This window comes from Pseudomonas sp. 05L36, from assembly GCF_056398125.1.
Genome location: NZ_JBFTOU010000013.1, coordinates 39664 through 64791, shown reverse-complemented (window position 1 = coordinate 64791; position 25128 = coordinate 39664). Strand labels below are relative to the sequence as shown.

The 25128-nt window shown below is 59.9% G+C and carries 24 protein-coding genes, 1 pseudogene and 1 riboswitch; of the genes and pseudogenes, 10 read left to right on the top strand and 15 right to left on the bottom strand.

Translation table 11 applies throughout. From position 1 onward, the window contains the following. Window positions 1-73 precede the first annotated feature (73 nt). The 5 genes from AC1DKH_RS15695 to AC1DKH_RS15675 all read right to left on the bottom strand — a co-directional run bounded on the left by AC1DKH_RS15695 (window position 74) and on the right by AC1DKH_RS15675 (window position 9177). Complete coding sequence (locus AC1DKH_RS15695; RefSeq protein ID WP_477798613.1) at window positions 74-2812, bottom strand: winged helix-turn-helix domain-containing protein; 2739 nt, start codon at window positions 2810-2812, stop codon at window positions 74-76. A gap of 175 nt (window positions 2813-2987) precedes the next feature. Continuing rightward, window positions 2988-4352: a DUF1329 domain-containing protein gene (locus AC1DKH_RS15690; RefSeq protein ID WP_477760568.1), complete on the bottom strand. Its 1365-nt coding sequence runs from the start codon at window positions 4350-4352 to the stop codon at window positions 2988-2990. Between the two features lie 28 nt (window positions 4353-4380). Next, a complete protein-coding gene (locus AC1DKH_RS15685; RefSeq protein ID WP_477756219.1) occupies window positions 4381-6282 on the bottom strand; it encodes a DUF1302 domain-containing protein in 1902 nt (633 codons plus the stop codon). A gap of 339 nt (window positions 6283-6621) precedes the next feature. Then, a complete protein-coding gene (locus AC1DKH_RS15680; protein WP_477756220.1) occupies window positions 6622-8304 on the bottom strand; it encodes a fatty acid--CoA ligase in 1683 nt (560 codons plus the stop codon). 243 nt (window positions 8305-8547) lie between these two features. Further along, window positions 8548-9177, bottom strand: a complete 630-nt coding sequence (locus AC1DKH_RS15675; protein WP_477798612.1) for a LysE family translocator — start codon at window positions 9175-9177, stop codon at window positions 8548-8550. 91 nt (window positions 9178-9268) lie between these two features. On the opposite strand from AC1DKH_RS15675, the gene AC1DKH_RS15670 reads away from it, so the two are divergent. The 3 genes from AC1DKH_RS15670 to AC1DKH_RS15660 all read left to right on the top strand — a co-directional run bounded on the left by AC1DKH_RS15670 (window position 9269) and on the right by AC1DKH_RS15660 (window position 12115). Beyond that, window positions 9269-10234 (top strand): 2-hydroxyacid dehydrogenase, encoded by a 966-nt coding sequence (locus AC1DKH_RS15670; RefSeq protein WP_477798611.1) that lies wholly within the window; start codon window positions 9269-9271, stop codon window positions 10232-10234. A 32-nt stretch (window positions 10235-10266) separates the two neighbouring features. Next, window positions 10267-11265: a methyltransferase gene (locus AC1DKH_RS15665; RefSeq protein WP_477798610.1), complete on the top strand. Its 999-nt coding sequence runs from the start codon at window positions 10267-10269 to the stop codon at window positions 11263-11265. Window positions 11266-11316: 51 nt separating this feature from the next. Continuing rightward, window positions 11317-11441: riboswitch (yybP-ykoY riboswitch) on the top strand. A gap of 89 nt (window positions 11442-11530) precedes the next feature. Then, complete coding sequence (locus AC1DKH_RS15660; RefSeq protein ID WP_223461170.1) at window positions 11531-12115, top strand: TMEM165/GDT1 family protein; 585 nt, start codon at window positions 11531-11533, stop codon at window positions 12113-12115. Window positions 12116-12261: 146 nt separating this feature from the next. Here AC1DKH_RS15660 and AC1DKH_RS15655 read toward each other — a convergent pair whose 3' ends face one another. Then, the gene (locus tag AC1DKH_RS15655) at window positions 12262-13080 is read right to left on the bottom strand and encodes a M48 family metallopeptidase (protein WP_477798609.1); all 819 of its coding nucleotides are present in this window, start codon (window positions 13078-13080) and stop codon (window positions 12262-12264) included. Window positions 13081-13352: 272 nt separating this feature from the next. On the opposite strand from AC1DKH_RS15655, the pseudogene AC1DKH_RS15650 reads away from it, so the two are divergent. Together AC1DKH_RS15650 and AC1DKH_RS15645 are read left to right on the top strand one after the other, a co-directional pair. Continuing rightward, a pseudogene (locus AC1DKH_RS15650) lies at window positions 13353-14639 on the top strand (methyl-accepting chemotaxis protein); the annotation flags it as partial. Between the two features lie 12 nt (window positions 14640-14651). After that, on the top strand, window positions 14652-15494 hold the full coding sequence (locus AC1DKH_RS15645) for a methyl-accepting chemotaxis protein (RefSeq protein ID WP_405046320.1): 843 nt from the start codon (window positions 14652-14654) through the stop codon (window positions 15492-15494). Window positions 15495-15601: 107 nt separating this feature from the next. On the opposite strand, the gene AC1DKH_RS15640 is transcribed toward AC1DKH_RS15645, so the two are convergent. From AC1DKH_RS15640 to AC1DKH_RS15630, 3 genes are read right to left on the bottom strand one after another with little or no spacing between them, the layout of a single operon-like run. Next, a complete protein-coding gene (locus AC1DKH_RS15640) occupies window positions 15602-16225 on the bottom strand; it encodes an SOS response-associated peptidase (RefSeq protein WP_108214888.1) in 624 nt (207 codons plus the stop codon). A gap of 35 nt (window positions 16226-16260) precedes the next feature. Then, complete coding sequence (locus tag AC1DKH_RS15635) at window positions 16261-16521, bottom strand: putative signal transducing protein (RefSeq protein ID WP_477755328.1); 261 nt, start codon at window positions 16519-16521, stop codon at window positions 16261-16263. Between the two features lie 9 nt (window positions 16522-16530). After that, window positions 16531-16713, bottom strand: a complete 183-nt coding sequence (locus AC1DKH_RS15630) for a CPXCG motif-containing cysteine-rich protein (protein WP_218426687.1) — start codon at window positions 16711-16713, stop codon at window positions 16531-16533. A gap of 139 nt (window positions 16714-16852) precedes the next feature. On the opposite strand from AC1DKH_RS15630, the gene AC1DKH_RS15625 reads away from it, so the two are divergent. Further along, on the top strand, window positions 16853-18019 hold the full coding sequence (locus AC1DKH_RS15625) for a 1-acyl-sn-glycerol-3-phosphate acyltransferase (RefSeq protein ID WP_477798608.1): 1167 nt from the start codon (window positions 16853-16855) through the stop codon (window positions 18017-18019). Between the two features lie 150 nt (window positions 18020-18169). On the opposite strand, the gene AC1DKH_RS15620 is transcribed toward AC1DKH_RS15625, so the two are convergent. Beyond that, on the bottom strand, window positions 18170-18448 hold the full coding sequence (locus AC1DKH_RS15620; protein ID WP_477755326.1) for a hypothetical protein: 279 nt from the start codon (window positions 18446-18448) through the stop codon (window positions 18170-18172). A 190-nt stretch (window positions 18449-18638) separates the two neighbouring features. On the opposite strand from AC1DKH_RS15620, the gene AC1DKH_RS15615 reads away from it, so the two are divergent. Continuing rightward, complete coding sequence (locus AC1DKH_RS15615; protein ID WP_085613384.1) at window positions 18639-18845, top strand: hypothetical protein; 207 nt, start codon at window positions 18639-18641, stop codon at window positions 18843-18845. Between the two features lie 124 nt (window positions 18846-18969). Here AC1DKH_RS15615 and AC1DKH_RS15610 read toward each other — a convergent pair whose 3' ends face one another. Further along, entirely contained in the window at window positions 18970-19554 is a 585-nt protein-coding gene (locus AC1DKH_RS15610; protein ID WP_007973847.1) for a YajG family lipoprotein, read from the bottom strand. 205 nt (window positions 19555-19759) lie between these two features. Here AC1DKH_RS15610 and AC1DKH_RS15605 point away from each other — a divergent pair, with 205 nt between their 5' ends. Together AC1DKH_RS15605 and mqo are read left to right on the top strand one after the other, a co-directional pair. Continuing rightward, the gene (locus AC1DKH_RS15605; RefSeq protein ID WP_477798607.1) at window positions 19760-19999 is read left to right on the top strand and encodes a hypothetical protein; all 240 of its coding nucleotides are present in this window, start codon (window positions 19760-19762) and stop codon (window positions 19997-19999) included. 738 nt (window positions 20000-20737) lie between these two features. Further along, complete coding sequence (gene mqo / locus AC1DKH_RS15600) at window positions 20738-22246, top strand: malate dehydrogenase (quinone) (protein WP_477762644.1); 1509 nt, start codon at window positions 20738-20740, stop codon at window positions 22244-22246. A 67-nt stretch (window positions 22247-22313) separates the two neighbouring features. Here the strand turns inward: mqo and AC1DKH_RS15595 are convergent, their stop codons facing one another. From AC1DKH_RS15595 to AC1DKH_RS15580, 4 genes are all read right to left on the bottom strand, one after another. Beyond that, complete coding sequence (locus AC1DKH_RS15595; protein WP_218426680.1) at window positions 22314-22601, bottom strand: PA4642 family protein; 288 nt, start codon at window positions 22599-22601, stop codon at window positions 22314-22316. A gap of 63 nt (window positions 22602-22664) precedes the next feature. Then, entirely contained in the window at window positions 22665-23150 is a 486-nt protein-coding gene (locus AC1DKH_RS15590) for a hypothetical protein (protein WP_477760567.1), read from the bottom strand. Window positions 23151-23279: 129 nt separating this feature from the next. Further along, window positions 23280-23753 carry a WbuC family cupin fold metalloprotein gene (locus AC1DKH_RS15585; RefSeq protein ID WP_477756264.1) on the bottom strand — a complete coding sequence of 158 codons (474 nt, stop codon included), beginning with the start codon at window positions 23751-23753 and terminating at the stop codon, window positions 23280-23282. Between the two features lie 3 nt (window positions 23754-23756). Beyond that, entirely contained in the window at window positions 23757-24314 is a 558-nt protein-coding gene (locus tag AC1DKH_RS15580; protein ID WP_008045996.1) for a hypoxanthine-guanine phosphoribosyltransferase, read from the bottom strand. 174 nt (window positions 24315-24488) lie between these two features. Here AC1DKH_RS15580 and upp point away from each other — a divergent pair, with 174 nt between their 5' ends. Further along, on the top strand, window positions 24489-25127 hold the full coding sequence (gene upp, locus AC1DKH_RS15575) for a uracil phosphoribosyltransferase (protein WP_007997094.1): 639 nt from the start codon (window positions 24489-24491) through the stop codon (window positions 25125-25127). Window position 25128 lies beyond the last annotated feature (1 nt).

Sequence of the window (25128 nt, the reverse complement as noted above, 5' to 3'; positions counted from 1 at the left end):
ATAAACGGGGACGAGCGATTTTCGCACAATTGAGTATCCAGCCAATGGCCGCGATGTGTAACGTGAAAAATCCTTAACCCAGCACCCCCAATTCCTTGGCCCGCGCCACGGCCTGCGTGCGCCGCTCGACCCCGAGTTTGCTGTTGATGTGGCTGGCGTGGGTCTTGACCGTGTGTAAGGAAATAAACAGCTGATCGCTGATTTCCTGGTTCGAACAGCCCTGGGCGATCAATCGCAGGACCGCCAATTCCCGCGTGCTGAGCTGCTCCGCGGCCGCGCAGGACTCCAGTCCGGGACGGGCAGCCAATGCCGGCAGTTTTTCACTGAGACTCAGGGAAACAGGGGTTGGCGGGCAAAGTTGAAGTTGCCCACGCAGCCAGTCCGGATGCTCGGCCAGCAGGCCCTCAAAGGGTTGCAGCACCCCTCCGCCAGCAGCATCCAGCGCCTGAGCCAGTGCCTTGCGGGCTTCCGGCTCCCTTCCGCTGCCCAGCAATAACGCCACTTTCTGGGTCAACGCCATGGCACTGAGCATCTGCCGGCCGCTTTGCTGGCCATGTTCGAGCAGCGCATTCAAACGCCCTTCGGCCAGCATCGGTTGGCCCTGGATGACGTCGAGCAAGGCTTGTTGCAATTCGATATGCAGCGGCAATTGCGGGTGGAATTCCGGTGGTGCCGCCCCGTTTTCGCCGTTATAGGTCTGCCCCAGGCGCGACAGCCAGGCTTCGGCCAGATCGGTGCGCCCCTGGGCCAGCCAGAGTTCACATTTGACCAGGGTGATCATGGCCAGGTAGTAGATGGGTGGCACGTCCCAGATGTGCATGAGCCGTTCAGCTTCAGCAAGTTCGGCAAAGGCTTTGGCGAACTCGCCGCTGCTGCCTTCCAGCCTGGCAATCACACAATGGCCGATCAGCACGCTGATGTCACGACAGGCGCGCGCCTCGCTCAAACCGGCCTGCAATCGCAGCCGCGCCGCCTGCGGCTGCATGCGCAGGGCCAGCAGAAAGCCTTCATACAAGGTCAGCCGGGCTCGAACTGCATACAGCCGCTGCGCAGACAAGCTCTGCAGGCGTTGCATCCCCTGACGGACCTCCTCCAGCGCCCGACAGATTTCTCCGCGCGCTTGCAGAACCCGGGCGCGGTCGTAGTGCGCCAGCGCTTCGAACAACGGGTTGCCGACCCGTTGCGCCAGCTCCAGCGATTCGCGGTTCAGCCCCCGCGCCCGCCACAAATCACCGTCGGCAATGGCCAGGTTGGACAGGGTCGAGAGGCACATCAGGCGCTGGCCGTAACGCTTGGACGGAAGACTGTCCAACGCTTCGCGGCAGTACTGCAGCGTCAGTTCGCGGTTGCCGCGCCCACGGGCAATGATGCCGCTCAACGCCAGCCATTGAGCGAGCATGGACTTCTGGGCGGTGGCCGACGGCGCAGGCAGGAAACGGCTCAAATGGCTGGCCAGCTCCTCGGCGGCATCCAGCTGGCAAGCCATCCCCAGCGCCCAGCTATAGAGCACAATCAGTCGCGGCGTGCTGATCAGCAAGCTGTCAGGCAAGTCCATTTTCCAGCGCAGCAACATGCCGACGTTCTGCTCGGCCAGCAGTTGCTCTTCGGAGAGGTTCTGCACCAGGTTCGCCGCGACGTCCAGGTGACCGGCACGCAAGGCCTGCTCCACGGCCTCATCGAGCAATCCCTGGGCATTGAACCAGCGGCAGGCACGCAAGTGCAGGCTGGCGGCCGGCACCATCGACTGGGAAGCAGGCCGTGTGCGCAACAGATCGGAAAACAGGTGGTGGTAACGATACCAATGGCCATGCTCGTCCAGTGGCACCAGGAACACCTGGTGGGCAAGCAGGAAGCGCAGGATCTCCCCGCTGTCATGGGCGTCGCGAACGGCGTCGCACAGTTCGCTGCAAAATCGTTCCTGGGGTGCCGTGTCGTAGAGGAACGACTGGACCTCGGCAGGCAGGCAATCGATGACTTCTTCGAGCAGATAATCGCGGATCAGCCCTTCCCCACCGTGCAACGATTGCGGCAGCGCGCCATCGGTGCCTGCCTCGGAGGCGGCCAGCAGCCAGAAGCGCAACCCAGCGACCCAGCCTTCGCTGCGCTGGATCAGGTTTTCCAGCGCTTCGCCACGCAAGGAACTGCTGTGGCGATCAAGCAGGCTCAAGGCTTCGTCGTGGGTCAGGCGCAGATCCTGTTCATGCAACTCAAGTAGTTGCCGTGACAGCCGCAGCCGCGCCAGATGCCAGTCGGGACGTTGGCGACTGGTGACCATCACCAGCAAGCCATCGGGAAGATGATTGAGGAAAAACTGCAGGCAGCGGTCCAGCACCGGCCCTTGGGCCAGATGGTAATCATCCAGCACCAGCAGTAATGGCGTCGCTGTAGACAGGTGCACGGCCAGTTCGTCAAGCAGGCCGTCCAGCCACTCTTCGAACGCGAACGGCTGATGGCGCTGGCGCATTTTCAACAGCCCGAGGGATTGCCTGCCCAGATGCGGGAAATAGTCCTGAAGACCTTCCAGCAGGCGCTCGAGAAAACGCCCCGGGTCACTGTCGCGCGGGCTCAACCCCAGCCAGAGACTTTGCCAATGCGCCGGCAACCCCTGACAAAACTCCACCGCCAACGAACTCTTGCCGAACCCTGCCGGTGCGCTGACCAGCAATAACCTGCCGCCGAGCCCGGCACTCAGTCGTTCGCACAAACGTGGACGCAGCACATGGCCGTCGGGCAACGGCGGGCGGAAGAAGCGCCCGTCGAGTGTCGCGACGGCGATGTTTGCAGAACCTGGGGATGTAGACAAATCAGTCATAGCCGGCTCTTGTTTGAATTGCGGGTGGCGGCGTTGCAGATGTCCGCAGACTAGCCGTAAACGGATAGGGAATGAAGGTAGTTGCTACAAATGGCTACAAAAAGTCTACAAACAAAAAAAACGCCCCGAACCAGTCGGGGCGTTTTCAGAGGGTGCGGCCTCTACTCAGTTCACCTTAGCGAACACCATCCTGACGCAAGGCGGCCGGGGTGAAGTCGCTGGTGGTGGCAGTGAAGCCGAAGTCATAAGCCGACTTCTCTTCGTTCTTCATGCCCAGCGCCAGGTAACGTCCCGATTGCAGGTCATACAAGGCTTCGAGGGCATACCACGGCACTTGCTTGTCGTAGTAGTTCTCGGCGTGGGCCTCGGCGACGCGCCACAGTTGACCGCGACCGTCGTAATGGTCGATGACCGCTGCTTGCCAGGTGTCTTCGTCAATGTAGAAGTCACGCTTGGCGTAGATATGACGCTGGCCTTCCTTCAGGGTTGCAACCACATGCCACACACGGCGCAACTCGTAACGAGCCAGGTCCTGGTTGATGTGACCGGCCTTGATGATGTCGGCGTACTTGAGCTTCGGATCGTCGAGCTTGTAGGCATCGGAGCCGATGTACATCTCTTTCTTGCCTTCGAGCTTCCAGTCGTAACGATCCGGTGCACCATTGAACATGTCCAGGTTGTCGGAAGTACGCAGGCCGTCGGCTGCAGTACCCGGGCCGTCATAGGACACTTGCGGTGCACGGCGCACACGACGCTGACCGGCGTTGTAAACCCACGCCGAGCGCGGCTCCTTGACCTGATCGAGGGTTTCGTGAACCAGCAGCACACCACCGGCCAGACGTGCCGGCGCGGTCACTTTCTGCTTGAAGTAGAACAGGATGTTGCCCGGATTTTTCGGGTCGTAATCCTTCATCTTGTCGCGGAACACGAACTGGTCCTGGAAGTACACCAGGCTGAACGAACCGTTCGGCTGTGGTGTGGCCTGTGTCACCAGGCGGGTCACGCTACCGCCGCGATAACGGGTGATGTGGTTCCAGATGACTTCCACGCCGCTTTTCGGAATCGGGAACGGAATGGCGGTTTCAAAGTTCTCCAGACCGTTACCGCCAGACACCAGATTGGTGTTGGTGGCGTTGCGCTTGATGGCGGCGAACACGTCATCCGGCACAGTGGCACCGCGGTGGGACGGATACACCGGCATCTTGAAGGTTTCCGGGTAGCGCTTGAACATCGCGTACTGGCCCGGGGCGAGCTTTTCCTTGTATTGGTCGACGTTCTGCGCCGTGATGGTGAACAGCGGTTTTTCACCCGGGTACGGATCGGACAGGAAGCCTTTGCTGTCGACGCTGCCGGCGTTCTTCGGCAGCGGTTTCCAGGCCGGGATCGAACCGTCGGCGTTACCCGCCATTTCGGCGCCCATCGGGGTCAGGCTCTTGCCCAGTTTGTCGGCCTCGGCCTGAGGAACCGCTGCGATGACGCTGGTCGCCAGCAGCGAAAGACCCAGAACACCGGCGTGGAACAGACTCTTTGTTATTTTCATTTATGCGTTCGTCCTGAAAATACTGTGCTTAGAAGTTCACGCCGAGGCTGAGCGCAACGAAGTCGCGGTCATCCACGGTGGTGTACTTGCCGTCGAAGAAGTTGGTGTAAGCCAGGCTCGCGGTGTAGGTGTTCTGGTACTCGGCGTCGACACCCAGGCTCACCGCCTTGCGGCCTTCCTCGAAGTTGCCGCCAGGGCCAGGGGAGTAACCGCTCACGTCATGGGACCAGGCAACGTTCGGCTTGAGGTTCACACCGGCAAACACGTCGTTGTATTCCCAGATGGCGCGACCGCGGTAGCCCCACGAAGTCGGGGTGGTGAAGCCTTCGTTGGTGCAGTTGCGGCTGCGGTTGTTGGTCGGCGTACCCGGGCCGGCACCGTTGATGGTGCTGGTGTTGAGCGCCACGCAGGTATCGAGCGCGCCAGAGGCTGGCAACTCACCCGGGCCGTAGACCGGATCGCGGCCATAACGAACGTCGGAAGTGCTTTCCAGGCCGCCAACGTGGGTCACGCCCACCTCACCCACCAGGGTCAGACGGCTGGCGCCCATGACCTGATCGAAGAAGTGCGTCAGGGTAGTCTGGAACTGGGTGACTTCCTTGCGACGATACCCGTGCAGGTCTTGACCCGGCACGCCGGTAAGCAGCGATGCATTGGTCAACGGATTGTTCGGGTTGTTATTGCCCAAAGGACGTACACCGGAGAACAGGATGTCGGTGGAGTTGAGCTGCACCGGAGCGTTCGGACGGTAGCTGATCTCACCGCTCCACGCCGTACCGGTAGGCAGGGTGGTGGAGAAGCTCAAGCCATACAGGCGAATGTCTTCGGGGTATTCGATGAAGTATTGCGAATTACCTGCCACCAGCAGTGGCCCGAGTGCCGCGAACGGGCCTGGAAGTCCCGCTGCAGTGTTGTAGACCGACTGAGGCGCACCGGTGGCGCTGAAGATCGGCGCACGGCTGTGGTAATTCATGAAGTAGGCGCCGAACTCGGTGTCCAGCGGATCGAACATGTACTTGAAGGACGCACCCCACTGACCGCTGTCGCGGGCATCACGATCGGGGCCACGACGCACCAGGACACCCTCTTCGTTGACGTCGACGCCGTTGGCGGCCAAAGGCCCCAGGGCAACGGCCGGAATTTGCGAGCGCTTGTTCAGCACGCGCAGGTTGTTGTCGCAGCCGTCGGCAACGATGTCTGGCTGGGAGAAAAACGTGCCGCAGTTGTCGACGACGGTCTGGTCCCATTCAATTTGATAGAACGCTTCGGCCGAGAGGTTTTCGGTCAGGCTCTGGGACACATAGAACATGTTGACCGGGATCAGGCCTTCCTTGATCTCGGCACCCGGACGGCGGAATGCCGACACGTCGATCGGGTTGATCGAGTTGATGCCACCACCGATGAAGGTACTTTCACCCCAGCTCACGACCTGCTTGCCCAGACGCACGGAGCCTGGCTGATCGGCAATGGAGTAGTTGTGGTAGACGAAGGCGTCGAGGAGTTGAGTGCCAGCGGACTTGGCGCCTTCCTTGCGACCGTCGTCGCTGATGTCCTTGAACGGACGACTTTCGTCTTTCAGTTCAAAGTCGTACCAGTATTTGCCACGGACGAAAACACCGGTATCGCCGTATTTCAGTTCAAGGTCATGGATGCCCTTGAAGATCTTCGAGAAGGTTTCCCCGCTCTTGAAGTTCAGGTGACCGTCATCAGAGGTCTGGGACAAACCCTTGCCGCCGTTGTTGACGCCGATGAGGTTCTTGTTCGGCTGCTGAGTAGACCAGCTGGCACCAATCGACAGGGATGAGTCGAACTGACCTTCGATTTCACCTACGTTGAAACTGACGCCGAATGCTGGCCCGGCGAGCGTAGAGGCAAGACTGACAGCCAGGGGCAGTTTCGCCCGGCGCCAGAACTGGTTTACTGATGTCATCGACGCTACTCCATGTGCATTTTATTTTTATGGCAATGAGCACTTCTAAAAACGCTGTGGATAACCGGGAGCCATGGCATCCCAAAGTCATTCCAAAGTTGCATCGCCCCGGTTCGTGCGGTTGCTCCGTTCTTAAAAATCCTTGAACGGACTATAGCCAGCAGGTCGTAGTGCTTGATCCCTCTAAAGTGTGATTTGCAGTTGCCAGCCACTCTGGAACAGTCCTTTCGCCAGTCCGACACCCGTCGGCACGGCAAGGATGGCTGAAAAATTCGATTTGACAAGCCAAGCGCTTGCTTGGTGGGGCTGGCGTGCCCTTTCGGGCACGCCAGGAGGCGCTTAAAGCGTCGAGAGGAAGGTGCTGTTGGTGGCTTGCCATTCGGTGATGTCGACACGAATGCGCTTCTTGTCGAGTTTGCCGACGCTGGTCTTGGGAATTTCAGTAACAAGGGCGATCTGGCTCGGAATCGCCCACTTGCTCAAGTGCCCCAGCTCCACAAACGGCTTGAGGTGCTCCTTGAGTTCCCGGGCTCCGATTGCGTACCCCTCACGGAGCACCAGCAGGGCAAACGGCCGCTCGCCCCACTGCGGATCGGGGATCCCCACTACTGCTACTTCACGTACCGCCGCATGACGGCTGATCAGGTCTTCGAGGTCCAGGGAGGAAATCCACTCGCCACCGGTCTTGATCACGTCCTTGATCCGGTCACGAATGTCGATCACGCCCATGCTGTCCAGGGTCGCCACGTCGCCAGTGTGCAACCAGCCGCCGGCCCAGAGCTCGGCGCCCTTCTGGGGTTCATTGAAATAACCCTCGGTGAGCCACGGTGCACGCAGCACCAGTTCACCCTGAGTCTCGCCGTCAGCGGGCAGGAAGTTGCCCTCGGTGTCGACGATCGCCGCCTCCACCAGCGGCCCTGGCACGCCGGCCTTGATCCGGTAAGTGGTGCGTTCGTCTTCAGTGCCGGCCATCAATTCGTCGTTGAGGTGCGCACACGACACCAGCGGCCCGGTTTCCGACATGCCGTACGCAGCGGTCAACTGAATGCCCTTGGCTTTGGCCGCCTCGTACAACGTACGGTTCAGGGCGCTGCCGCCGATGACGATTTTCCAGCCGCCGAAGTCGACATTCTGTGCGGCCTTGGCATTGAGGACCATCTGCAGGATGGTCGGCACGCAATGGGAGAACGTGACCTTCTCCTTGCGCCACAATTCCACCAGGTATTCCGGGTCATAGCGGCCGGGATACACCTGCTTGAGCCCGAGCATGGTCGCCACATACGGCAAGCCCCAGGCGTGGACGTGGAACATCGGGGTGATCGGCATGTACACGTCGTTGGTGCCCAACAGGCGCACGCTATCGATCGCGCCCATGATGGTCGACACGCCCATGGTGTGCAGCACCAGTTGCCGATGGGTGAAGTACACACCCTTGGGGTTGCCGGTGGTGCCGGTGGTATAGAACGTGGTCGCGACCGAGTTTTCGTCGAAATCCTCGAAGTCGTACTGCGGGCTCGCCGCGGCCAGCAGTTGTTCGTATTCGCCGACGAGGTTCGGCAGGTCCGCGGTTTTTTCCGGCAGGTCAGTCAGCAACAGGGTTTTGTCGACCGTCGTCAGATGCCCTTCGATGGCCTTGTAGAGACCGACGAACTCGCTGTTGACCAGCACGAAGCGGTCCTCGGCGTGGTTCATGGTGTAGAGGATCTGTTCCGGCGACAGGCGCACGTTGATGGTATGGATCACCGCACCGATCATCGGGATGGCGAACATGCATTCCAGGTAACGATGGCTGTCCCAGTCCATCACACCCACGGCATCCCCGGGCTTGACCCCGGCCGCTGTCAGCACGTTGGCCAGTCGGGCCACCCGTTCGATCAGGGTCGGGTAGCTGTAGCGCAACTTGTCGCGGTAGATGATCTCGCGGGTTTTCTCATAACGGGCACCAGACATCAGCAGCCGCTTGATCAACAGCGGGTACTGGTAAGCGCCTTCGGCCGGGGGGATAACGCGAGTCTGCAACATAAGAATCCCTTTTTCTGACTGCACGGTCGTGACTGAAAGTACGCACTGTAGTGCCCTTGATCGTCAGCCAAATCAGCCAAAGGAATGATTTGCAGAGCTCCGTAAATGCTAGCGTTGCGCCATCACTCGTAGGCTTTCATGACAGGAACTGTAGGAGCTGCCGCAGGCTGCGATCTTTTGATCTTGAAAAAGCAACATCAAAAGATCGCAGCCTTCGGCAGCTCCTACGGGATGTGTGATTGATCAATGCATCTCGGTGAACGCGAGTTTCACGCCAATCGCAATCAGCACCGCGCCCATGGTCCGGTCGAACCAGTGACCCATGCGCGCAAAACCGGCGCGCACGCGCTGCTGGCTGAACAGCATCGCCACCAGGCAGAACCAGGTTGCCGTCGCCACCGCCAGGTAAACCCCGTAACCGGCCTGCACGGCCAGTGGCGTTTGCGGATTGATGACCACGGTGAACAGCGAGAGGAAGAACAGCGTGGCTTTCGGGTTGAGACCGTTGGTGACGAAACCTGAGGTGAAGGCACCACGGGCGGTGCGCCCGCCGGCTTCCTTGTGCAGATCGTCCGCCACAGGCTTGGCCGGTTGCGCGCGCAGTGCCTTGTAACCGATGTACAGCAGGTAAGCGGCGGCGGCCCATTTCAAGGCATTGAACAGCACGATCGACTGGGACACGATCAGGCCGATACCCAACAGCGAATAACCCACGTGCAGGAAAATCGCCGTCCCCACACCCAGCGCGGTCCAGGTGCCCGCGCGGCGACCGTGGGTAACACTCTCACGCACCACCACGGCAAAGTCCGGGCCGGGGCTGGCCACGGCCAGCAGGTGAATCAGGGCAACGGTCAAGAACTCTGTCCAGTACATGGGGGCTCCTTCAGGCCAAGCGTAATGATTTATTTCATCTGGTAGGCTCGGCAGATTACGCCTTCAGTTCATTGCACAAAAGGTACAGTTGATGACGAACACTCGCCGCGCCGTTTTCCTCGACCACCCGTCCCTGGACCTCGGCGACCTTGACCTCAATCCGCTGCGCAGTTGTTTCAACGATTTGCAGCTGTTCGCCCAGACCTTGCCCGATCAAGTCATCGAACACCTCAAGGGCGCAACCGCTGCCATCAGCAACAAAATTGTCATCGATGCCGCCGCCATGGCCGCCAGCCCTGATCTCAAGCTGATCCTGATCACCGCCACCGGTACCAACAATGTCGACCTCGCCGCCGCTCGCGCCCACGGGATTACCGTGTGCAACTGCCAGGGTTACGGCACACCGTCGGTGGCGCAGCACACGATCATGCTGCTGCTCAACCTGGCCACGCGTCTGGCCGATTATCAAAAAGCCGTCGGCGCAGGCCGCTGGCAGCAGGCCAAACAGTTCTGTTTGCTGGATTACCCGATTGTCGAACTCGAAGGCAAAACCCTTGGACTGCTGGGCCACGGCGAATTGGGCGGCGCAGTCGCACGGCTGGCCGAAGCCTTCGGCATGCGCGTTCTGCTGGGGCAAATTCCCGGACGCCCCGCCCGGCCGGACCGCTTGCCGTTGGATGAACTGTTGCCACAGGTCGATGCCCTGACCTTGCACTGCCCACTCAACGAACATACCCGCCACTTCATCGGTGCCCGTGAACTGGCCTCGATGAAGCCCGGTGCATTTGTGGTCAACACCGCACGCGGTGGTCTGATCGACGAACAGGCACTGGCCGACGCCCTGCGCAACGGGCATCTGGGCGGCGCCGCCACGGACGTGCTGAGCGTCGAGCCACCCATTAATGGCAATCCGCTGCTGGCCCACGATATTCCGCGCCTGATCGTCACCCCGCACAACGCCTGGGGCAGCCGCGAAGCGCGCCAGCGAATCGTTGGCCAAGTGACCGAAAACGCACTGGGATACTTCAGCGGTAAGGCGCTGCGGGTCGTCAGTTGATAAACTGCGGCACTTTTTCCACGGGAGCAGTTATGGATCCGCGCAGTGAAGTACTGCTTCGTCAGGCCGAGTTATTCCAGGGTTCGGTGCTGCTGGCCGGTTTGCCCGCCGACGATTTGCTGGGCCGTCTGCCCGACGCTCACGGCTGGTGCTGGCACGCCGGCGATCAGGCCGCGCTGGACGCCCGCTTTGCCGAGCGCAGCCATTTTGGTGTGAATGCGCCTGAGCGCGCGTTCGATACCGCCGTGGTGTTTTTGCCCAAGGCCAAGGACCTGACCGACTACATCCTCAACGCCCTCGCCTCGCGGCTGGCCGGCCGCGAGCTGTATTTGGTCGGCGAGAAAAAAAGCGGCATCGAGGGTGCCGCCAAACAACTCAACCCGTTCGGCAAGCCACGCAAGCTCGACAGCGCGCGGCACTGCCAGCTCTGGCTGGTCACCGTGGCCAACGCGCCTGAAGCCAAACCGCTGGAAAGCCTGGCGCAGACCTATGAACTGCCACTGGCCGAAGGCCCGTTGAAAGTCATCAGCCTGCCGGGTGTGTTCAGCCACGGTCGTCTGGATCGCGGCAGCGCGCTGCTGCTGGAGCATCTGGACAAACTGCCCAGCGGTCACTTGCTCGATTTCGGTTGCGGCGCAGGGGTTCTGGGCGCGGCGGTGAAACGTCGTTACCCGCACAACCAGGTCACATTGCTGGATGTGGATGCCTTTGCCGCTGCCAGCAGTCGCCTGACCCTGGCGGCCAATGGTCTGGAAGCCGAGGTGATTACCGGTGACGGCATCGATGCCGCCCCCATGGGCTTGAATGCGATCCTCAGTAATCCGCCGTTCCATGTCGGCGTCCATACCGATTACTTCGCAACTGAGAACTTGCTGCGAAAAGCAGCCAAACATCTGAAAAACGGTGGCGAACTGCGCTTGGTGGCGAACAGCTTCCTGAAGTACCAGCCACTGATCGAAGAGCACCTGGGCACCTGCACGATCAAGGCAGAAGGCCAGGGTTTTCGCATCTACCGGGCCAAACGCAGCTAAGGCTTTTTTTGAAAAAGAAGGCTTGCCGAATGGATTTTGCCTAGGCAGAATCCGCTCCGTCCTAGGGGAGTAGTCTCCCACGAGCGCCACGCTCGTCCGGCATGCGTCAACATACTTGGTCAAAAGATCATGGCGCATGCGACCCAAGCATCCACATCAGATGGATCGCAGGGTTTGACAAGACCTATGACACGAACACCTTACCCGGGGCGGGAAGGCTGTACGTGTCATAGCCGTGTCGACCCGCCCCTTAGGAAAACCCCTGATGCTGGATTCACTACTCGTACCTACCGCAATCGTTGCCTTGGCCGAAATCGGCGACAAGACGCAACTGCTCGCGCTCATTCTCGCTGCCCGCTTCCGCAAGCCCTGGCCGATCATCGCCGGCATCGTCGCCGCGACCCTGGCCAACCACGCTGCAGCCGGTGCGATAGGCGCCTGGGTCGGCAGTTTCTTCTCGGATACGATGCTGCACTGGATCCTCGCCGCGAGCTTCGCCGCGACCGCACTGTGGACCCTGGTCCCGGACAAGATGGATGACGACGAAGCCAGCACCGCCCGCAAGTTCGGGCCATTCCTGACTACGCTGATCGCGTTCTTCCTGGCGGAAATCGGCGACAAGACTCAGATCGCTACCGTGATGCTGGCTGCGCAATATCCGGAGTTGTGGCTGGTGATCATCGGTACCACCCTCGGCATGTTGATTGCCAACGTACCGGTGGTTCTGGCGGGTAACTTTGCCGCCGACAAACTGCCATTGACCCTGATCCGTCGACTGGCGGCGTCGGCGTTCTTCATCCTGGCGATTGTCGCGGTGTACAAGGCGATGCAGAGTAGCGGGTGGGTTTGACGGTTTAGGTCGATAGACCGAGTTATCGTTCATCGTCGGAACGCCGCCCGGAGCAAGCTCGCTCCCACAGGGTTCGGCGTCGAGCACAAAACCAATGTGGGAGCGAGCTTGCTCGCGATGGCGGTAGCGGCCTCACCGCATAGACATCAGGACTTCTTGGCCTGCTCATACAAAGGCATGACCTTCGGAATCGCCGCCTGCAATGCCGCAATACGACTCGACGACGCCGGGTGAGTACTCATGAACTCCGGTGGCGCACCTTCCGACACCTTGCTCATCTTGTTCCACAGGGTGATTGCGGCATTCGGGTTGTAGCCGGCACGGGCCGCCAGTTCCAGGCCGATCAGGTCCGCTTCGTTTTCATTGGCGCGACTGTTGGGCAAGGTCATGCCGTAGTTGGCCACGGTATCGGCCAGGGCCATGGTGTCCTGCCCCAATCCCAACAAGGCACCGGCGCCCTGCTTGGCCATTTCGATGCCATAAGCCTTGGACATCGCTTCACGACCGTGCTCACGCAGGGCGTGGGCGATTTCATGGCCCATGATCGCGGCGATTTCATCGTCGGTCAGTTTCAGCTTGTCGATCAGGCCGGTGTAAAAGATGATTTTGCCGCCAGGGCCGCAGTTGGCGTTGAGTTCATCGCTCTTGATCAGGTTGACTTCCCACTTCCATTGGGCCGCGTCCGGACGGAAGTTCGGTGCCTGGGCAATCAGCCGGTCGGCAATCGCCTGAACCCGCCGGGCTTCATTGCTGGTCTTGTCCAGCACACCTTTGCTGGACGCTTCGCCCACTGTCTTCTGATAGGACTGGGCGTACATCTGGTCGACCTCTTGCGAGGACAACATGCTGAACATGTACTGCTTGCGCTCAATGCCCACGGCACCGCCGCTGGTGGTATTGACCGACTGACAACCGGTGAGCAGCAGCGCTGCGCTCAGTGCACTGACAACCAAAATCTTGTTCATCAAAAAATTCCCTGAAAACATGCCGCGTATCCTAGGCGTGGAAATGTGTCGACGCCAGATACAATGGACGTAAGACGCACAATTCGGACAAAGCTCTCATCGCCGTAGAAAACAATTCACATACGCCGACAACCCGCAGTCCATCCCGCCGTGCATTGATTCAATTACGACATCCAACAACCGAAAACAGTCATTTCAACTGCCCGCGCTCATGCCCGCCCGACACCCTGCCGATACACCTGGGCAGACGTCCTTTCGCGTGCGGAGCCACCATGAAATTCAAATCGATCCAGTTTTCCGTGGCGGCCCTTGCCGGCGCCATTGTCCTTAGTGTCGTGGTAGCGCTGGTGATGTACGCGCTGTTTTCCGGCGCCCGGACGCAAGACATGGTCCAGGAACGGACCCAGGCACAATTCGAGCAAGTCATCGAACAACGCCTGACGTCCCTGGCGCAAACCCAGGTCAGCCAGATCCAGCGTGAACTCGAAGCACCGCTGCTGATTGCCGGCGCACTGGTGCGGGTCAACGCCCTGATTGGCACACCGGGTGCCAATGGCCAGCCTGCGCTGAGCCTCAGCCGCGAGCAATTGATCGGCCTGATCAAGGAAAACGTAGCCAAGAACCCGAAAATCCTCGGCACCTATATCGGTTGGGAGAAAGACGCACTGGATCACAACGATGCGGCCTACGTCGGCACCCAGGTAGTCGGCATCGACGCCGCCAACGGGCGCTTCCTGCCCTGGTGGTTCCGCAACGACGATGGCACCCTGGGCCTGGACAAACTGGTGGACGTCGACGACCAGAAAACCCTGTCCACCGGCGTGCGCGCCAGCGAGTACTACCTGTGCTCAAAAGAAACCAAAAAATCCTGCGTGATCGATCCGGCGCCTTATAAGGTGGGCGACAAAATCGTCATGCTGGCCTCCTTTATTGAACCGATCATGCTCAACGGTGCCTTCCAGGGCATCGTCGGCGCTGACCTGTCGGTGAACTTCATCCAGGAAATGCTCCTGGGCGCCAACCAGAAACTCTACAGCGGCGCCGGGGAAATGGCCCTGATCGGCGGCAATGGCCGGATCGTTGCTTACACCAAGGATCCGAGCAAATTCGGCGAGAAGGTCAGCGACATCCTCGACAGCAAGCAGATCGCCAACATGGCCAATCTCAAGCGCGGCGAAGTCACCTATTCCGTCGACAAGACCCAAGGCCGGATCGAGTTGTACCTGCCGTTCGGCATCGGCCAGACTGACGCCCGCTGGACCTTGATGCTGCAGCTGCCGCTCAATGCGGTCATGGCCGACCTGCAAAAACTCCAGGCCGACCTGAACGCACAGCGCAAATCCGACACCTTCGGCATGGCGATGGTCGGTCTGGTGATTGCCGGTATCGGTTTGCTGGTGATCTGGCTGGTGGGCCACGGCATCGCCCGTCCGCTCAAGCAGATGGTGGCCATGCTCGACGATATCGCCCAGGGCGAAGGTGACCTGACCCGGCGCCTGACCAGCGACCGCACCGATGAACTGGGTTCCATCGCCAAAGGTTTCAACACGTTCCTGGCCAAGTTGCAGGCGATGATCACCCAGGTGGTGACGTCGGTGCAGAGCGTCAGCGATTCGTCGGAACACACCGCCGACATCGCCATCCGCACCAACACCGGTGTACATAAACAAATGGCCGAGATCGATCAGGTGGCCACCGCCGTGCAGGAAATGACAGCCACCGCCCAGGACGTGGCGCGCAATGCGACCCAGGCCGCACAGGCCGCCAGCCATGCCGATCAGGCCGCCAGCCAGGGCATGCAGATCGTGCGCGACACCTCGAACTCGATTGGCGCCCTCGCCGTGGAAATCGGCCGCGCCGTGGGCGTGGTGCAAACCCTGGCCAAGGACAGCGAAAACATCAACGCCATCCTCACCGCCATTCGCGGGATCGCCGAGCAGACCAACCTGCTGGCCCTGAACGCAGCCATCGAAGCCGCCCGCGCCGGTGAACAGGGCCGAGGTTTTGCGGTAGTGGCCGACGAGGTGCGCAACCTGGCGCAGAAGACGCAAAAGGCCACCGAAGAAATCCAGACCATGATCCAGCAACTGCAGCAAGGCACGCGGGATGTGGTGCGGGTCATGGAAGACAGCCAGAACCGTACGGACGAAAGCGTACAGCACGCGGCCAAGGCCGCCGAAGCACTGGAAACCATCACTCAGGCGGTGTCGGTGATCAACGACATGAACACCCAGATCGCCAGCGCGGCCGAAGAGCAAAGTGCGGTGGCGGACGACATCAACCGCAACGTGATCAACATCGGCCAGGTGGCCAATGAAGTGGCCGGCGGCGCCGATGAGTCGAGCGCGGCCAGTGCGGATTTGACCAAGCTGGCCGAGCAGCAGCGGCGGTTGATCAATCAGTTCAGGGTTTGATTCAAGGACCCCTTCGCTGGCAAGCCAGCTCCTACAATGGATTTGCTTGCGCCGCAGCACCCTGTAGGAGCTGGCTTGCCAGCGAAGGTGTCAGCGCAGCCAACACATCAACCCGGCGTCAGACACTCCGGTCCATTGAGCTTCGGATCATTCACCATGTTGGCCAGGACCCGTTCGCGCAATGCGGCAGGCTCACTGGCCAGCAATCCTTGCAAGACATGCAACGGCGTCTCGGGATCCAGCCACGCGGCCTGCCCCGCCTCATCCAGAATCAACGGCCGCCGCTGGCTTGCCGCCGGTTGGGTAATCACGGCGGTACTCAGCCAAACCTGCTCTTGCACCGGATACGCCTCCCAGATCGCCGCAAAAAATAATGACGAGCCCTCCCCCGGTGTCAGCCAGTACGGGCGCTTGCGCGTTGTGCCGCGCCATTCGTAGAAACCATTGGCCGGCAACAGGCAGCGGCGCTCGCGCAAAGCCTGGCGAAACATTGGCTGTTCGGCAACGGTTTCGGCGCGGGCATGGGCCGGGGTGCGGGACAGATCGGTCAGCCAGGGTGGCGTCAGCCCCCAGCGGGCACGGGCCAGCGTGCGCTGGCCGTCAGGCCCGGCCCGCAGCATCAACACCGAATCATTGGGGGAAATGTTCCACTGCGCCTGCTGGTCGGCGGGAAAACCGGGCAGCGCCGCGAAGGCGGGGTTCCAGCGAAACAGGGCATAACGTCCACACATGGGGCAATACGGCTCTTGATCAAACGAACGCCAGCCTAACAGACCAGCGTGCCGGGAAAGCTGTCCGGTTCATCGCCGGACAGCGGCAGCGCGGCATTGTACGCGGTGATCAGCTCGCGGGCGTATTCGGCCTGATCGTTCTCGACCGACAACCCGAGCAGGCCATAGATCGGCAACTCCCCGGAGCCGCCGAGCAAATCACGGCCCACCAGATACGCCTCGATGCCCTCACTGGCGAGCATGCCTTGCAGCAATTCGCCTTCCATCAGGTTCTCCGGATCGTAGATGCGTTGCATACATGCCCCTCAGTCGTTTTCACTGAACACTTCGAGATGCCATTCCTCTTCATGAACCTGCAACACGAAGGTTATCGGCCGGCAGCACACCTGACAGTCTTCAATATACGTCTGATCCCCGCCGGACAGATCCAGGGTGGTCTCGACTTCCTCACCACAATACGGACATTCATATTGCGCAGTTTCCAGCATCGCGGTCTCCCAGGTGACTTGTGCGTATAATCGCCGGTCTATTTGCAGGGCTATTTTTGTCTGGCTACTTTTTCAGACCGTGCCCCGCCGGTTTTCGATCAGAACCTTTACTTACCCTAGCCGTTTCTAACAAGAGAGCATGATGGGCGAATTCGATGCCATCCGACCTTACGACGACAGTGAAGTCCCGGCAGTGCTGGCACGACTGCTCGGCGACAAGGCGTTTCTAGATATCCTCACCCACTTCCGCTTCCCGCGTTTCGCCGGCGCTTTAGGCTGGGCACTCAAACCTCTTATAGCCCATCGGTTGCGCCGTGAGTTTGCCGGCATTACCTCCGTGGCCACGTTACAGGACAAAGTCGAGGTTTACGTCGACCACACCATCGAGCGCGCCACCGACGGTGTCACTTATACCGGGGTGGAGCAATTCAAGTCCGGCAATGCCTACCTGTTTATCGCCAACCACCGCGATATCGTGATGGACCCGGCCTTCGTCAACTATGCCGTGTACCACGCCGGCCTGCCGACCCCGCGCATCGCCATTGGCGACAACCTGCTGCAAAAGCCTTTCGTCAGCGACCTGATGCGCCTGAACAAGAGCTTCATCGTGCACCGCTCGATCAGCGGTCGCCGGGAGAAAATGGCGGCCTATCAATTGCTGTCGGCGTACATCAACCATTCGATCCGCAACGATTGCGCCTCGATCTGGATTGCCCAGGCCGAGGGCCGCGCCAAGGACGGTGACGACCGTACCGAATCGGCGATCCTCAAGATGTTCCACATGAGCCGCAAGGACGAGCCGTTCGGCGAGGTCATCCAGTCGCTGAACCTGACCCCGGTGTCGATCAGCTACGAATACGACCCCTGCGATCAGGCCAAGGCCCGCGAGCTTTACATCCGCGCCACCACCGGCAGCTACACCAAGGTGCCCGGCGAGGATGACGTAAGCATTGCCAAGGGCATCACCGGCTACAAGGGTCGGGTGCATGTGAACTTTGCCGCGCCGATCAGCGAACGGTTCGAAGACACCAAGCAGTTGGCGGTCGAGATGGACAAGCAAATCCTCAGCGGCTATCGCTTGTTCCCGGTGCACTACCTGGCGTACGCACAGTGGAAAGACGCCGATACGCAGTTGCAGGTGCCAAAAGCCGCCGAAGTGTTCCCGGCCGAGGAACTGGCCAAGGCCCAGGAAGAATGGCAACGCCGCCTGGACGCCTGCCCTGAAGAGCATCGTCCGTTCCTGGTGCTGCAATATGCGACGCCGGTGCGCAATCAGTACCGGGTGAAGGCAGGGTTGCCGCTGTAAGCGGTTTCGACTGGATACGAGAACGGCGCCTTTGGGTGCCGTTCTTTTTAGATCAAGATCAAAAGATCGCAGCCTTCGGCAGCTCCTACACAGGATTGATGTACACCCGTAGGAGCTGCCGAAGGCTGCGATCTTTTACTTTGAAAAGGTTCAGACCTGAGTGCTGACCCACGACACCAGCAGCGCCATCCCCATGCAGGCAAAACCGAAGATGTAGAAAAACCGGTTCTTGCGCAAGGTCGCCCAGTCCAGCGCGGGCTCTACATTGGAGCTGCTCTGCCGCTGCACCTGCAAACTGGCCATCGCGCGCAGTTCGCGGCGACGGGTGGCGTGCAGCAGCCAGCCGCCCGGGAAGGCAAAGAGCAAGGCCAGCAGATTGATCAATTTGGCGGGATGGGCGGTAAACAGCGTCATCAAGTGCAGCGACATCACAAACCTCAAGTCAAACAGGTGGCAGGTGCCGGACCGGCGACCGCGGCGCGGATTCTACCGAAAGCCTGCGCGCCTGCCCTCTGTTTCCGACAAATAACGAAGTAATTGATCAATGGCTGTCCTGCGTCACGGCTTCGTCATCTGTATCGGCGACCATGCGCGCCTCGAAACCGACAGGGACTACGTCATGCTCCACGCCGAAAACCAGGATCGTCTTTACCTCATCAGCCCCAGCGACGAACAGCAAGCCCTCGTCGGCAGCCTCGCTTTCAACGTTCAGGATCGCCATTGGCTGGTGTATTGCGCCCTGGGCGGGCATCAACATGCGGATTTGCCGGAAACGGATTTGCTGACGGGTGTGAGTGTGCTGGATTTTTACTCTCAAGCGGCCTGACACCCCCGATCTCCTGTGGGAGCGAGCCTGCTCGCGATGGACTTGAAGACGCCGCGGGGTATCAGATTCCCCGCGTAATCGTTAACGACCATCGCGAGCAGGCTCGCTCCTACAGGGGCTCGCATTACTCGCCGAGAATCTGACCCACGGTCGGGTCCTTGAACAGGCGGGTCAACGCATCGCTCAGCACATCGCTGACCAGCTTGGTGTTGGTTTCCTGGTTCGGCGCCATACCGAAGCGCTGGTCCAGGGACGAACCATAACGGCCGCTGTAGCGACGGTTGGCGTTCTGTACATCGGAGCGGAACGTCGCGCCGATGGTGGCTTCGGTCACGTACATGCCTTCCTTGGGCGACTGGTACTTCAATTCCGCCAGGGTCACGGTCAGTTGCGGTGCATTCATGGCATTGTTCGTCGGGGTAAAGCCCAACAGACGCACGGCGGCTTCAGCCTGGGCCTGCAGCTTCGGCAGGATCTGCGCGCCCTGCACGGTGATCGCGCTGGTCTCCGGATACAGGCCGCCACGGGTACCCAGCGTCGGTGACGGACGACCGTCCACTACGCGCACCACGACAGGCTGGCCATGGCCGACCGGGGCCAACTGGGCGGTCAGCTTGGGTTCCGGGCTCAGTTGTTGCGGGCTGTGGGCGCAGCCAACCAGGGTCAAACTGGTCACAGTGATCAAACCGAACAACAGGCGTTGCAACATGCTCTTCTCTCCAGAATCAGGCACAAACAGGCCGGCAGTATAGCGGTGCGCCACTGCAGGGAACCAGCACCTCACAGTGTTTGATGAAATCTCTGACAACCCCCCAGGCAATGCGGTTCCTGTCACACAGATGTCACCACTCATACACTTGCATGTAATCGCCTACAGGCTATCTTGTCAGTAGTCGCCCACACGGTACTTCACCATGCGCCATCTGATCTCTCTGTTCGCGCCACGCCCACTGCATCGCTGCTTCGCCCTGCTCGACCACAACGGCCACTGCCAGGCCTTCAAGCAGTGCAGCCTCCAGCCCATGGGCGATGGCTGGGTTGAAATCGAAGAGATCCGCCTGAACTGGCTGAATCAACCGTTGCCTACCGGCGCCCGGGTCGTTTCGCAGCAGCAACAGCCACGCTCGCGAGCACAGCAACTGATGACGACCTGACCAAACACCTAATAAAAGTCATTAAACACGACCATTTCCCTGCGTTTCTTAGATACAATCTCCCCCCGATTATAAGGACGTCTCCTGATCGGGCCTCGCAGCATCGTCAATGCGCTTGTATTGACACCCCGCACCGCCCACAGAGAGCCGCCCACACAGATCGAGTGAAGCTGGCGCGCTTGCTGTTTTGTTGAGCAAAACCTCCACTTTTCGCGAATCTGCAGAGCTGTCATTACGCTCGGTCACTGAGTTGTCTGCCCGTTTTGCCTGCCTTGCATCCCATGGCGGCAATTTCATCCGGGCACGGTGCCAGGCTGGGACAGCCCTTTTTGAGGTTCACGTCTTCAAAAGAGCGTGAAAAAAACGGGTTTTCACAACTTCACAAGAGTGTGGCGAGCAAATGAATAGTTTTGCGTCTGAACATGCACCATTAGCGTCTACAACAGCCCAACGACACAGGACCGAGTATTCCTCGAACACCGGAGCCTGAAGCCTGTCCGCTACGGATTTGGTTGCACAAACGGATGTATCGACCATAAGTCGAATTGCCTCCCGCGCGCTGAAATGAGTTCATATGGCTCATAGGCACGGCAGGTAGCGTCCGTCGAAGTTGCGATAAATTGCGAAGATTCGGACATGGCGATCCTGCCATGGGTACCTGGGGCAACACTGACACGCCCCGTCACTCCTGGCAGCCATGCCGACAATTTGGTGCTGCAGATTTTGGAGACGCGTTAAATGGCGCATAACGAAGCAGTCGACGTAGTACTGGTTGGGGCCGGCATCATGAGTGCCACCCTTGCAGTACTGCTCAAAGAGCTCGACCCCGCGATCAAGCTGGAAGTCGTCGAGCTGATGGATTCCGGTGCCGCGGAGAGTTCCAACCCGTGGAACAACGCCGGTACCGGTCACGCCGGGCTGTGTGAGCTCAACTACACGCCGCAGGCAGCCGATGGCGCCGTCGACATAAAGAAAGCCGTGCACATCAACACCCAGTTCGAGGTGTCGAAGCAGTTCTGGTCGTACCTGACCAAAAAAGGCACGTTCGGCTCGTGCAAATCGTTTATCAGCCCGGTGCCACACCTGAGTTTCGTGCAGGGCGACAGCGGCGTGTCCTTCCTCAAGGAACGCTTCAAGGTGCTGAGCAAGCACCACGCCTTCGCCGACATGGAATACACCGAAGACAAGGCCAAAATGGCCGAGTGGATGCCTCTGATGATGCCTGGCCGCGATCCTGGCGAAACCCTCGCCGCGACCCGCGTGATCAATGGCACCGACGTCAACTTCGGCGCCCTGACCAATCAGTTGCTCAAGCACCTGACCAGCGCCCCCGATGCCCAGGTCAAGTACTGCAAGCGCGTGACCGGCCTCAAACGCAGCAACGGCGGCTGGACTGTCAGCATCAAGGACGTCAACAGCGGTAACAGCCGTGAAGTCGATGCCAAGTTCGTCTTCCTCGGTGCTGGCGGGGCGGCATTGCCATTGCTGCAGGCTTCGGGCATCGAAGAGAGCAAAGGCTTCGGCGGTTTCCCGATCAGTGGCCAATGGCTGCGCTGCGACAACCCGGAAGTGGTCAAGCACCACCAGGCCAAGGTCTACAGCCAGGCTGCCGTAGGCTCGCCACCGATGTCCGTGCCGCACCTGGACACCCGTGTGGTCGACGGCAAGAAATCCCTGCTGTTCGGACCGTACGCCGGTTTCACCACCAAGTTCCTCAAGCACGGTTCCTTCATGGACCTGCCGATGTCGGTTCGCGCCGGCAACATCGGTCCGATGCTGTCCGTGGCGAAAAACAACATGGACCTGACCAAGTACCTGGTCAGCGAAGTGATGCAATCGATGGAGCAGCGCCTGGAATCCCTGCGTCGCTTCTACCCGCAAGCGAAAGCCGAAGACTGGCGCCTGGAAGTCGCCGGCCAACGGGTGCAGATCATCAAGAAAGACCCGAAAAAAGGCGGCATCCTGCAATTCGGTACCGAACTGGTCGCGGCCAAGGACGGTTCCCTGGCGGCACTGCTCGGCGCTTCGCCTGGTGCCTCGGTGACCGTTTCGATCATGCTTGAGCTGATCGAAAAATGCTTCCCGAGCAAAGCCAAGGGCGAATGGGCCACCAAACTGGCCGAAATCTTCCCGGCCCGGGAAAAGGTTCTGGAAACCGACGCTGCGCTGTATCGCAAGATCAACTCGCAGAACAACGTTGCTCTGGAACTGGTTGAAGCCAGCAGCGAGACCGAAAGCTACGCTTGATTCGGCTGCATAAAAAACGCCCCGTCCTCATTGAGAGCGGGGCGTTTTTTTGTGCCTTTAAAAGATCTTAACCGCGAGCCTTGTTGATCAGCTCGATGTACTCGGCGGCATTGCGCTGATCCTTGATCAGGGCAACGAAGTCATTGCCGTGCTCATCCTTGCCATTCACGTCGTAACCCGCTTCGACGAAGAACGTCAGGAAACGCTCGAAATCGTCGATGCGCAGGCCACGGTAGGCCTTGACCAGTTTGTGCAGGGACGGGGAAGTCGCGTCGACCGGCTCGAAATCGAGGAACAATTTGATCTGCTCATCGCCGATCTCGTCACCAATCACTTGTTTTTTATCTTTACGCATTGCCGACTCCAGCTCGCAGACATTACACGGGGCGGGCAGTTTACCCCCGCGCAGGCACAGGGCTCAACGCGGACGAGTGCTGCCGGTGTGCAGATCGGCCCAAACATGCCCATTGGCGTAGCTGAGAAACTGGCAATACACCGTGTCATTGCGCAGCAAATCGATCACCACGCGGTATTGAGCGAGCGGGTAATAGAGGGTCAGGGTTTTGCTCTTATCGTCGTAGACCGGCTTCTTCAGGCTTTTGCTTTCACCATCGAAGTTGACCAGCACCTGACTGATGGTGGCGCCCTTGTTCAGGGATTTGCCCTTGAGACGAATCATTAAAGGCGACGTGACCGGAATCGGCTGTTGATTGGATTGACGCTGGGCACCGACCACCACCGAATAATCGGTGACTTGCATCAGTTGCTGCTGTTCGGGGTCGGCATCGCGCAGAGCGAGATCGTCCGGCGGCAGGAATTGACTGTGCATGGGCGCCGGCGCGGCAGCCAAGGGCAAGCTGAGGGTCAGCAACAGGGCGGCGCAGCTGCGGATAAAAGGGCTCATGGCAGGCTCCGAAATGGGGCCGGGCACTCTACCATGGGTTTCAAAGCAAAAGATCGCAGCCTGCGGCAGCTCCTACAGGGTGTACATCAACCCCCTGTAGGAGCTGCCGCAGGCTGCGATCTTTTGATCCTAATCGAAATGCGCGCGCATCCAGGCCTGATACTCGGCAACACCGGGCTCGCCTTCGCGCGGCGCCCAATGTGCCAGCTCACCTTCACCGACCGGACGGTAAGGACCAGCCTTGCATTCGAACATCAGGCTGTCGGCCTCCAGCACCACCAAACCGTGAAACACACCGGTTGGCAGGTCCACACCAACACAGTCGCCACCGGCCTGCAGCACGGTCTTGCTCAGCACCGCACCGGTCTCATCGAAGATCAACACGCCCAGCCGGCCCTTGAGGACCAACAGGGTTTCGGCCTTGTTGTCGCCCAAATGCCGGTGAGGCGGGATATACGTGGACGGCTGCAACCCCACCGCCATGCGATGGCATGCGTCTTCCATCTGATGGAAGTTGTGATGCTGACGCCCACGAGGATTGGCCGCAGCTTTCCCGGCCAGCTCGGCGAACAAGGTCTGATCCAGAAAACGAGGCGTATCCATGTCTTACATTCCTTTAACGGCGAAAATCCCGTTGGCGTTACGCCAGTAGCCTTTGTAGTCCATGCCGTAACCGAAGATGTAGCGATCGATGCACGGCAGACCGACGAAATCGGCCTTGAGGTCCGGACGGGCCTTGCGGTCGTGGTCTTTGTCGATCAGCACAGCGGTGTGCACTTTACGTGCGCCAGCGTGTTTGCAGAAGTCGATGATCGCGCCCAGGGTGTGACCTTCGTCGAGGATGTCGTCGATGATCAGCACATCACGGTCGATGAAGGACACTTCCGGCTTGGCTTTCCAGAACAGGTCACCGCCGCTGGTTTCGTTGCGATAGCGGGTGGCGTGCAGGTAGGACGCTTCCAACGGGAAGTGCAAATAGGTCAGCAGCTTGCCGGAGAAAATCAGCCCGCCGTTCATCACGCAGAACACCACCGGATTGCTGTCCGCCAGTTGATCGTTGATTTGTGCACCGACGCGGGCGATGGCCGCCTCGACTTCAGCTTCGGTGTACAGGCAGTCAGCCTCTCGCATGATTTGACGGATATGCTCGAGATCAGCGGACATGGCGCTCTCCAGGGGTTTGAGGGGAGGGACGGATTCGGAAAAGCGGGCAAAGGTACGCATCAAGCGAGGCCAGATCAAGCCTTTGTGGACTAACGTACTGTATGTCTATAGGACAACACCCTCGGATAGATTAACCTAGGCCGGTTTTTTTGCCCGCCGCCGGAGCCTTTCCCCATGCCCATTCATGAGATCCGCCACCCGCTGATCCGTCATAAACTTGGCCTTATGCGCCGCGCAGACATCAGCACGAAGAATTTCCGTGAGCTCGCTCAGGAAGTCGGCGCCCTGCTGACCTATGAAGCTACCAAAGACCTGCCGCTGGAAGCCTACGATATCGAAGGCTGGTGCGGCACCGTATCGGTCGAGAAAATCGCCGGCAAGAAAATCACCGTGGTGCCAATCCTGCGTGCCGGCATCGGCATGCTCGAAGGCGTACTCAGCCTGATCCCGGGCGCCAAAGTCAGCGCCGTCGGCGTGGCCCGTAACGAGGAAACCCTCGAAGCCCACACCTACCTGGAAAAACTGGTGCCGGAAATCGACGAACGCCTGGCCATGATCATCGACCCGATGCTCGCCACCGGCGGCTCGATGGTCGCCACCATCGACCTGCTGAAAAAAGCCGGCTGCAAGGACATCCGCGCCATGGTGCTGGTCGCCGCGCCAGAAGGCATCGCCGCCGTAGAGAAAGCTCACCCGGACGTGATCATCTACACCGCTTCCATTGATCAAAAACTGAACGAACACGGCTACATCATCCCAGGGCTTGGCGACGCCGGTGACAAGATCTTCGGCACCAAGCAGAAGGACGCGTGAG

What these genes read in the sequence shown, in the direction of transcription:
- AC1DKH_RS15695 (WP_477798613.1), bottom strand. Translation starts at nt 2,812, where the DNA reads ATGACTGATTTGTCTACATCCCCAGGTTCTGCAAACATCGCCGTCGCG.
- AC1DKH_RS15690 (WP_477760568.1), bottom strand. Translation starts at nt 4,352, where the DNA reads ATGAAAATAACAAAGAGTCTGTTCCACGCCGGTGTTCTGGGTCTTTCG.
- AC1DKH_RS15685 (WP_477756219.1), bottom strand. Translation starts at nt 6,282, where the DNA reads ATGACATCAGTAAACCAGTTCTGGCGCCGGGCGAAACTGCCCCTGGCT.
- AC1DKH_RS15680 (WP_477756220.1), bottom strand. Translation starts at nt 8,304, where the DNA reads ATGTTGCAGACTCGCGTTATCCCCCCGGCCGAAGGCGCTTACCAGTAC.
- AC1DKH_RS15675 (WP_477798612.1), bottom strand. Translation starts at nt 9,177, where the DNA reads ATGTACTGGACAGAGTTCTTGACCGTTGCCCTGATTCACCTGCTGGCC.
- AC1DKH_RS15670 (WP_477798611.1), top strand. Translation starts at nt 9,269, where the DNA reads ATGACGAACACTCGCCGCGCCGTTTTCCTCGACCACCCGTCCCTGGAC.
- AC1DKH_RS15665 (WP_477798610.1), top strand. Translation starts at nt 10,267, where the DNA reads ATGGATCCGCGCAGTGAAGTACTGCTTCGTCAGGCCGAGTTATTCCAG.
- AC1DKH_RS15660 (WP_223461170.1), top strand. Translation starts at nt 11,531, where the DNA reads ATGCTGGATTCACTACTCGTACCTACCGCAATCGTTGCCTTGGCCGAA.
- AC1DKH_RS15655 (WP_477798609.1), bottom strand. Translation starts at nt 13,080, where the DNA reads ATGAACAAGATTTTGGTTGTCAGTGCACTGAGCGCAGCGCTGCTGCTC.
- AC1DKH_RS15645 (WP_405046320.1), top strand. Translation starts at nt 14,652, where the DNA reads ATGATCACCCAGGTGGTGACGTCGGTGCAGAGCGTCAGCGATTCGTCG.
- AC1DKH_RS15640 (WP_108214888.1), bottom strand. Translation starts at nt 16,225, where the DNA reads ATGTGTGGACGTTATGCCCTGTTTCGCTGGAACCCCGCCTTCGCGGCG.
- AC1DKH_RS15635 (WP_477755328.1), bottom strand. Translation starts at nt 16,521, where the DNA reads ATGCAACGCATCTACGATCCGGAGAACCTGATGGAAGGCGAATTGCTG.
- AC1DKH_RS15630 (WP_218426687.1), bottom strand. Translation starts at nt 16,713, where the DNA reads ATGCTGGAAACTGCGCAATATGAATGTCCGTATTGTGGTGAGGAAGTC.
- AC1DKH_RS15625 (WP_477798608.1), top strand. Translation starts at nt 16,853, where the DNA reads ATGATGGGCGAATTCGATGCCATCCGACCTTACGACGACAGTGAAGTC.
- AC1DKH_RS15620 (WP_477755326.1), bottom strand. Translation starts at nt 18,448, where the DNA reads ATGTCGCTGCACTTGATGACGCTGTTTACCGCCCATCCCGCCAAATTG.
- AC1DKH_RS15615 (WP_085613384.1), top strand. Translation starts at nt 18,639, where the DNA reads ATGCTCCACGCCGAAAACCAGGATCGTCTTTACCTCATCAGCCCCAGC.
- AC1DKH_RS15610 (WP_007973847.1), bottom strand. Translation starts at nt 19,554, where the DNA reads ATGTTGCAACGCCTGTTGTTCGGTTTGATCACTGTGACCAGTTTGACC.
- AC1DKH_RS15605 (WP_477798607.1), top strand. Translation starts at nt 19,760, where the DNA reads ATGCGCCATCTGATCTCTCTGTTCGCGCCACGCCCACTGCATCGCTGC.
- mqo (WP_477762644.1), top strand. Translation starts at nt 20,738, where the DNA reads ATGGCGCATAACGAAGCAGTCGACGTAGTACTGGTTGGGGCCGGCATC.
- AC1DKH_RS15595 (WP_218426680.1), bottom strand. Translation starts at nt 22,601, where the DNA reads ATGCGTAAAGATAAAAAACAAGTGATTGGTGACGAGATCGGCGATGAG.
- AC1DKH_RS15590 (WP_477760567.1), bottom strand. Translation starts at nt 23,150, where the DNA reads ATGAGCCCTTTTATCCGCAGCTGCGCCGCCCTGTTGCTGACCCTCAGC.
- AC1DKH_RS15585 (WP_477756264.1), bottom strand. Translation starts at nt 23,753, where the DNA reads ATGGATACGCCTCGTTTTCTGGATCAGACCTTGTTCGCCGAGCTGGCC.
- AC1DKH_RS15580 (WP_008045996.1), bottom strand. Translation starts at nt 24,314, where the DNA reads ATGTCCGCTGATCTCGAGCATATCCGTCAAATCATGCGAGAGGCTGAC.
- upp (WP_007997094.1), top strand. Translation starts at nt 24,489, where the DNA reads ATGCCCATTCATGAGATCCGCCACCCGCTGATCCGTCATAAACTTGGC.